Annotated in this window: 5 protein-coding genes and 3 pseudogenes; 4 read left to right on the top strand and 4 right to left on the bottom strand. The window is 72.6% G+C overall.

The window, feature by feature from the left end:
* The 4 genes and pseudogenes from RIM90_RS28250 to RIM90_RS28265 all read right to left on the bottom strand — a co-directional run.
* Window positions 1–398 (bottom strand): annotated as a pseudogene (locus RIM90_RS28250) (malate dehydrogenase); the annotation flags it as partial.
* 506 nt (window positions 399–904) lie between these two features.
* Window positions 905–2,011 carry a DUF2690 domain-containing protein gene (locus RIM90_RS28255; RefSeq protein ID WP_309063590.1) on the bottom strand — a complete coding sequence of 369 codons (1,107 nt, stop codon included), beginning with the start codon at window positions 2,009–2,011 and terminating at the stop codon, window positions 905–907.
* A 541-nt stretch (window positions 2,012–2,552) separates the two neighbouring features.
* Window positions 2,553–3,086, bottom strand: a complete 534-nt coding sequence (locus RIM90_RS28260; protein ID WP_375165587.1) for a DUF3017 domain-containing protein — start codon at window positions 3,084–3,086, stop codon at window positions 2,553–2,555.
* Entirely contained in the window at window positions 3,076–3,930 is an 855-nt protein-coding gene (locus RIM90_RS28265; RefSeq protein WP_309063591.1) for a bifunctional methylenetetrahydrofolate dehydrogenase/methenyltetrahydrofolate cyclohydrolase, read from the bottom strand. Before RIM90_RS28265 ends, RIM90_RS28260 begins: the two co-directional genes overlap by 11 nt.
* A 297-nt stretch (window positions 3,931–4,227) precedes the next feature.
* Here RIM90_RS28265 and RIM90_RS28270 point away from each other — a divergent pair, with 297 nt between their 5' ends.
* The 4 genes and pseudogenes from RIM90_RS28270 to RIM90_RS28285 form a co-directional block, all read left to right on the top strand.
* A complete protein-coding gene (locus tag RIM90_RS28270; RefSeq protein ID WP_309063592.1) occupies window positions 4,228–4,818 on the top strand; it encodes a hypothetical protein in 591 nt (196 codons plus the stop codon).
* 252 nt (window positions 4,819–5,070) lie between these two features.
* Window positions 5,071–5,585 (top strand): annotated as a pseudogene (locus RIM90_RS28275) (protein kinase); the annotation flags it as partial.
* A gap of 151 nt (window positions 5,586–5,736) precedes the next feature.
* Window positions 5,737–5,913, top strand: a pseudogene (locus RIM90_RS28280) (peptidoglycan-binding protein); the annotation flags it as partial.
* 130 nt (window positions 5,914–6,043) lie between these two features.
* Window positions 6,044–6,704, top strand: a 661-nt coding sequence (locus RIM90_RS28285) for an ALF repeat-containing protein (protein WP_375165588.1), incomplete at its 3' end; no start/stop codon positions are given.

A 6,704-nucleotide genomic window follows, 5' to 3' on the forward strand; every position in this document is an offset into this window, starting at 1 on the left:
GGGTTGCCGACGACCAGGACGCGGATGTCGTCCGCGGCGTGGGCGTTGATGGCCTGGCCCTGCGGCTTGAAGATGCCGCCGTTGGCCTCGAGGAGGTCACCGCGCTCCATGCCCTTGGTGCGGGGGCGTGCGCCGACCAGGAGGGCGACGTTGGCGCCGTCGAAGGCCACGTTCGGGTCGTCCGTGATGTCGATGCCCTGCAGGAGCGGGAACGCGCAGTCGTCCAGCTCCATGGCCGTGCCCTCGGCGGCCTTGAGCGCCGGGGTGATCTCCAGCAGGCGCAGCTTGACCGGCACGTCCGCGCCGAGCAGCTGGCCGGAGGCGATGCGGAAGAGCAGGGCGTAACCGATCTGGCCGGCCGCGCCGGTGACGGTGACGTTCACGGGAGTGCGGGTCATGGCGTTCTCCGTATGACAGCTGGCGGTGGGGCGGTCCCTGCCCCGGGGTGCGGGATCCCCGCGGCCGGTTCGCGGTGACCGGTCACCGGAACGGGTGGTCCGGCGCCGTCCGCCGCGATGATCGATCACGGGTACGAATGATCGATCTCTTGGCGTCAAGAGAGATCCAGCGGTCAGGCTATCGCGGCATCCACGATCGTGGAGGGCAGGGCTCCCTGTGGCCCGCCCCACAGAGGGACCCGTCCGGTACACGGACGGACACGGAAGAGGCGGCCGCCCGTCCGGGAGAGGTGAGGGACTGAGGCGGCCGCCGTCGGAGCCGACCGTGCCGGACTCCCGTGGGGGTACGTTCCGCGTGCCCGGCTTTCGGCGCGTCATACCGGCCCGTCACGAATCCCCCACACATCCCCCCGGGGATCCTCGCGAAGAGACGAGGCGAGCTCCCCTGACCAGGTGAGTACTCCGTTTGCCCGCTGCGCGCGTTCACCCCGTGCGGCTTTGCCCGTTCACCCCGTGCAGCCTTCCTCGCCGGAGGCGAGCACCGCGCAGGCCTTCGCCTGTGCCGCGCTCTCGACCGCCACCATCGCGGTGTACGTGACCGTGTCACCGGCCGCGGTGACGGTGTCGCTCTGCTTCGCCCTGCCCGCGGTGATCTCGACCTTGTCGCCCTGTGCGGCCTGGGTGATGCGCCCCCACGCCGCGCCGCAGGTCTCGCTGTAGCGGACCTCCACGGTGGTGGCGCCGACGGTCGCGGTCCCGGTGGTGGTCACGAGGTCACCGCTGCACCCCATGACCTCGGCGTCCTTGCCCGTGCAGCTGTCGCCGCTGCACTTCACGCCGGCGGGCAGGTTCGCGTCGGCGGTGGCGGTGGGCGACGGGGACGTGACGGCGTCGTTCTTCTTCTTGTCGTCCTCGGTCCCGGTGACGTAGAGCGCGGCGGCGATCACCACCAGCGCTCCCACGGCACCGGCGATGAACGTCGACATGCGCCGCTTGCCGCCGGCCGCGCCCCGGGACGGGGCGCCGTGCGTTCCCGGCGTCCGTCCGTGCCCGGCGGGCGGCCCGGCGTGTCCGTCGACGCCCCACGTGTTCGCCCCCGGCGAGCCGCCCCGCCCGGCGTTCTCCCGGACACCGCCGGAGGCGTCGCGGACGTCGGCCGCGGTCGGCTGCGGCGGCACGCTCGGGGCGACACCGGCCGGTCCCGCGACCCCCGGGCGGACCGCGGCGGCGCCGCTCTTGCGGGCCCTGCCGCCCGCCCCCGCCGGCGGACCGGCGAGCTCGCTGAGCGCGGCGCGCGCCTGCGAGATGCGGATCGCCTCCATCGTCATGTCGTGACGCATCTCCGAGCGGCTCCAGGCGCGCTCGGCGAGCTCCCACATGGTGGTCAGGTGCACCGGGTTGGTCCCGGTGACCTCGGCCAGGGCCACGACCGCGCGCTTGGGCGCGAGCAGCCGGCCGTTCAGATAGCGCTCCCAGGACGTCTTGCTGTAGCCCGTGCGGTCGGCGACCGACGCGACGCTCAGGCCGCTGCGGTCCACCACCCGCCTGAGCTGGCTCGTGAACTCCCTGATCTGCGGATCGAGTTCATCCGGCAAGGCCTTCCAACGAGGCATTGCTTCCCCCCTCTTCCCCCCGGTTCGTGCTGGTGTTTCCCTCGTGCATGGTGCCCTCTGCCGAGTCCCGTTCTGGCTACCCACAGGGATGCCGCCAGCCAGGGTCTCAGTTCCCGGGGTGGGGGCGCACGGGAGCATCAGGCCGCGGGCGCGCGCCGTCGCACGCCCGCTCGCACTCGCTTGCGGTCCAGTGTCCCACCGGTCGTCCCCTCGGCCGAACAGAACCCGGCACAGGCCCGGCACACCGGCTCCGCCGTCCCCCACTTGTACGCGGTTGCCCGAACTTGTCAATACGTCGACACGTGGCAGCCGCGGGGACGGCCCCACGGAACCCACCGGTTCCGCTCGTCCCACGGAGGAAAAGTTCCCGGAGCGGTCAGGGGGTTCCGGAGCACGTAGCGGAACGGTCACTTCCGTGCCACAGCGGTCGGACAGCCGTTGAACAGGCGCTTCGCCGTGCAGGAGGGTTGTTCCCGGCGGCGGCCCGTCCTCTCACGGGGGTGAGGACGGGCCGCCGCACCGGGGCCGGTCCGCCGTTCGGCTAACCGTCGACCGTGAAGTGCAGCATGTCCTGCAGGAACGGGATCTTCAGCAACGGTTCCGGCTGCACCATCAGCGCCAGCAGCGCGATCACCAGGCCCAGCACGCCGTACGTGACGATGTCCGTGAAGCGGGAGCGCACCGCGAGCATGCCGACGTCCGGCACCGCCCACCGCAGCACGGCCCCGGCCAGCAGCGCCGCGCCGATCAGCAGCGTGCCGAGCCGGAACAGCTCGAGCGCGGTCAGCAGCAGCCCCAGTCCGACCGTGAGCAGCACGGCGAGGATCGGCCACTGGCGGGCGGGCGCGGGGGCGTCACCGGAGGCGGCCCGGCCGCCGCCCTCGGGGCGCGCGGTGTCCCGGGTGAACAGCGGGAACCGGCGGGTGGCGCGGCGCGGCCGGCCGTCGGCGTCCGGCGCGCTGACCGGGTCGCGGACGGTGATCTCCCCGTCCCGCTCGGCCGCGTCCGGAGCGCCCTGGGCCTCCGGGGCGCTCCGGGTGTCCCGGGGGGTTCGGTCGTTCTGCTCAGGCGACACCGCGCTCCGCCGCCTCGACCACGTTGACCAGCAGCTGGGCCCGGGTCATCGGGCCGACACCGCCGGGGTTGGGGGCGATCCAGCCGGCCACCTCGGCCACGCCCGGGTGGACGTCGCCCACGATCTTGCCCTCGGCACTGCGGGAGACGCCGACGTCGAGGACGGCCGCGCCGGGCTTGACGTCCTCCGGGCGGATCAGGTGGGCCGAACCGGCGGCGGCCACGATGATGTCCGCGCGCCTCAGGTGGGCCGACAGGTCACGGGTGCCGGTGTGGCACTGGGTCACGGTGGCGTTCTCGCTGCGCCGGGTCAGCAGCAGCGGCATCGGACGGCCGATGGTCACGCCGCGGCCGACGACCACGACCTCGGCGCCCTTGATCTCCACGCCGTAGCGGCGCAGCAGGGTCAGGATGCCGTTGGGGGTGCAGGGCAGGGGGGCCGGCTCGTTGAGGACGAGGCGGCCGAGGTTCATCGGGTGGAGGCCGTCGGCGTCCTTGTCCGGGTCCATCAGTTCGAGGATGCGGTTCTCGTCGATGCCCTTGGGAAGGGGCAGCTGCACGATGTAGCCGGTGCAGGCGGGGTCCTCGTTCAGCTCCCGGACGACCGCCTCGATCTCCTCCTGCGTGGCCGTGCCCGGCAGTTCGCGCTGGATGGAGGCGATGCCGACCTGGGCGCAGTCCCGGTGCTTTCCGGCGACGTACTTCTGGCTGCCGGGGTCCTCCCCGACGAGGATCGTGCCGAGGCCGGGCGTGACGCCCTTCTCCTTCAGCGCCGCCACGCGGGCGGTCAGATCGGACTTGATCTCGGCTGCGGTGGCCTTGCCATCGAGAATCTGGGCGGTCATGGCCCCATCCTCGCGGATGACCGGCCCCGGGTTCCAATCCGCCCGCATGACGGGCGGCCGCGACGTCCCCGGCCCCGCCTCCGCCTCCCGTATCACCCGTTTCCGGCCAAGATCAGTGATGTTGCACTTGCACAACACATACGGAATGCGGCTGGACAAGGAAGAGACCGGTCAAGAACGATGAGTCGCACAGTGCCGCGGGCAGAACCGGGGGGACGGACCGCATCTGTAGAACTTCCTCCGCGCCGTGCCTCGCGTCGTCCCCGCACGTGTCGTGACAACGGAGGAAGAACCGCCATGAGTTTCGGCGACCCGAACAACCCCTACGGGCAGCCGCCCCAGCAGCCCCCGGCCGGCCCCGGCTACGGCTACCCCCAGCAGCCCGGCGTCCCGCAGCAGGGTTACGGCTACCCCGCGGCCCCACCGGTGTCCCAGCCGTACGGCGGCGGCTACGTCCCCACGCAGATGCCGGGCCTCACGCGCGCCGCGCAGATCCTGCTCGCCGTGATCGCCCTGGCCCACGTCCTCATCGCGGGCGCGTACGCCATGGCGCTCGCCGACTGGGACCAGACGATGCTCGATGCCGGCGTCACCGGTGACGCCGAGGCCGAACGGTACGCGGACCTGGGCAAGGGCATCGTCGTCTTCTTCCTGGGCCTGGCCGCCGTCTTCGCGGTCATCGGAGTGGTGCTGCTGCTGCAGTACGCCAAGGGCGGCAACGGCGTCCGCGTCTGCTCGATCGTGTACGCCTCGTTCGCGATCGTGAGCGGCATCTTCTCGCTCGCCCTCTACGGTCTCGGCCTCCTCATCATGATCGTCTCGATCCTGGTGATCGTCTTCGCCGCGAAGCGGGCCAGTGCGGAATGGTTCAAGCGACCGAGGTACTGAACACGGGCGCGTGCCGCCGAACGGTTCGCGCCCTTCGCTCCCCGGGGCCGTGTCTCACCCGAACGAGGGGGGACACGGCCCCGGTGCGTCGCCCTAGTCCGGCGGAGGCAGCTTTCGGGCAGGGGGAGACGCACCTTGTTCAGCAGCATCGCCGTACCTCCGCCGACCACGGAGGACGCACAGGAACAGCGCACCCGGATCCGGTGCGCGCCGGCCGCGCCCCGCGGTCCGGTGGCCCCGCCGGGCGGTCCGGTGACCGGGGCGTACGCCGTGCCGGTGCCCAAGGGGTGCCGGGCCGGCGTGTGGGAGGTGCGCGAGCCGATCGCCACCGGCGCCTTCGGCAGCGTCTACGCCGCCCGGCGCACGGGGAACACGGCCGACCTGCCCGGCCTGCCCCGGACGGCCGCCCTGGAGTTCCTGCCCACCGGCACGGGCACGCCGCGCCAGCTGACCCATCCGCGCGAACTGGCCGAGCGCGAGGTCGCGCTGCTGCGGCGGCTGAGCAGGCCGCGCCTGATCCGGATGTACGAGACGCTCACCGTCGACGACCCGGACCGCCCGGAACTGGACGGCGCCACCGTGCTCGTGCTGGAGAAGGCGGAGGGCTCCCTGTCCGCCCTGCTCGCCGCCTCGCCCCGGCCCGGCGCGGGCCCCGTGCTGCTCGCGCGGATCTGTGAGGGGCTGGCCCAGCTGCACCGGGCGGGCTGGGTGCACGGCGATCTGAAACCGCCAGCGTGCTGCTGACGGCGGACGGTTCGGTCCGCCTCACCCTCCGGCGCCGACGCGGAAGAGGAGGAGGACGAGAAGGACAAGGGGAAGGAAGACGAGGAGGAGGGGACTGGCGCAGAGTCCCCGGCGGAGGACGGCGGTTCCTCCGGCACCCGGCTCACCGTCCACGGCGACAAGGGCCGGCGCGTCGTCCGGGCGCAGTGCGTGCTCACCCAACGGGGGTGCAGCGCCGGCCGCGCGGGCGTCGACGGCCGGTTCGGCGAGGGCACCGCGTCGGCGGTCAGGCTGTTCCGGAGCGACAGGGGGCTGGACGTCGACGGCGACGTGGGGGTCAGGACTCGGGCGGCACTGCGCGGTTCGACATGACCCCGGCAGTGACGGGGGGTCAGGACTGTCCGGTTCCAGCAGTGATCTTCGATCCGGGGCCGTGTGAGGATACCCGGGGCGGCGAACGCCGCCTTCCGTGAAGACCCTTACCCACAAGGCAGGTTCACGTATGAGACTGACCCGCGGTGCTCTGCTGGTGGCCGCCACCGCTCTCACGCCGGCCCTCCTCCTCACCGCTCCGGCCTTCGCCGCGGACACGGCCCCGTCGTCCACCTCCGTGGCGACGGCATCGGAGACGGACGGCTCCGGCACGCCGGTGGACGAGATGTCGGAGGAGGAACTCCGCATCGCCATCCTCCGCATCCTGGCGGACGAGGACTCCGGCCGGGGTGTCGTCAGGGAAGCCAACGAAGCCCTCGACGGCACCGTGGAGGACATGCGCGCCTTCCTGAAGACCGGCTACCGCCTGGCCCAGGCCGAGGACGACCGCGTCGCCATCGCCCGCATCCTCGCCGACCCGGACTCCGGCCGCGGCGTCATCCGGGAAGCCAACGAAGCCCTCGACACGAACACCCCGGAAGCCCTGCGCGCCTTCCTCGAAACCGGCTACCGCCTCGCCCAGGCCGAGGACGACCGCGTCGCCATCGCCCGCATCCTCGCCGACCCGGACTCCGGCCGCGGCGTCATCCGGGAAGCCAACGAAGCCCTCGACACGAACACCCCGGAAGCCCTGCGCGCCTTCCTCGAAACCGGCTACCGCCTCGCCCAGGCCGAGGACGACCGCGTCGCCATCGCCCGCATCCTCGCCGACCCGGACAGCAGCGACGCGC

The organism is Streptomyces sp. (assembly GCF_031181555.1).
Classification (GTDB): Bacteria; Actinomycetota; Actinomycetes; order Streptomycetales; family Streptomycetaceae; genus Streptomyces; species Streptomyces fimbriatus.

Coding starts and splice junctions, on each gene's coding strand:
- RIM90_RS28265 (WP_309063591.1), bottom strand. CDS start 3,930: ATGACCGCCCAGATTCTCGATGGCAAGGCCACCGCAGCCGAGATCAAG.
- RIM90_RS28255 (WP_309063590.1), bottom strand. CDS start 2,011: ATGCCTCGTTGGAAGGCCTTGCCGGATGAACTCGATCCGCAGATCAGG.
- RIM90_RS28270 (WP_309063592.1), top strand. CDS start 4,228: ATGAGTTTCGGCGACCCGAACAACCCCTACGGGCAGCCGCCCCAGCAG.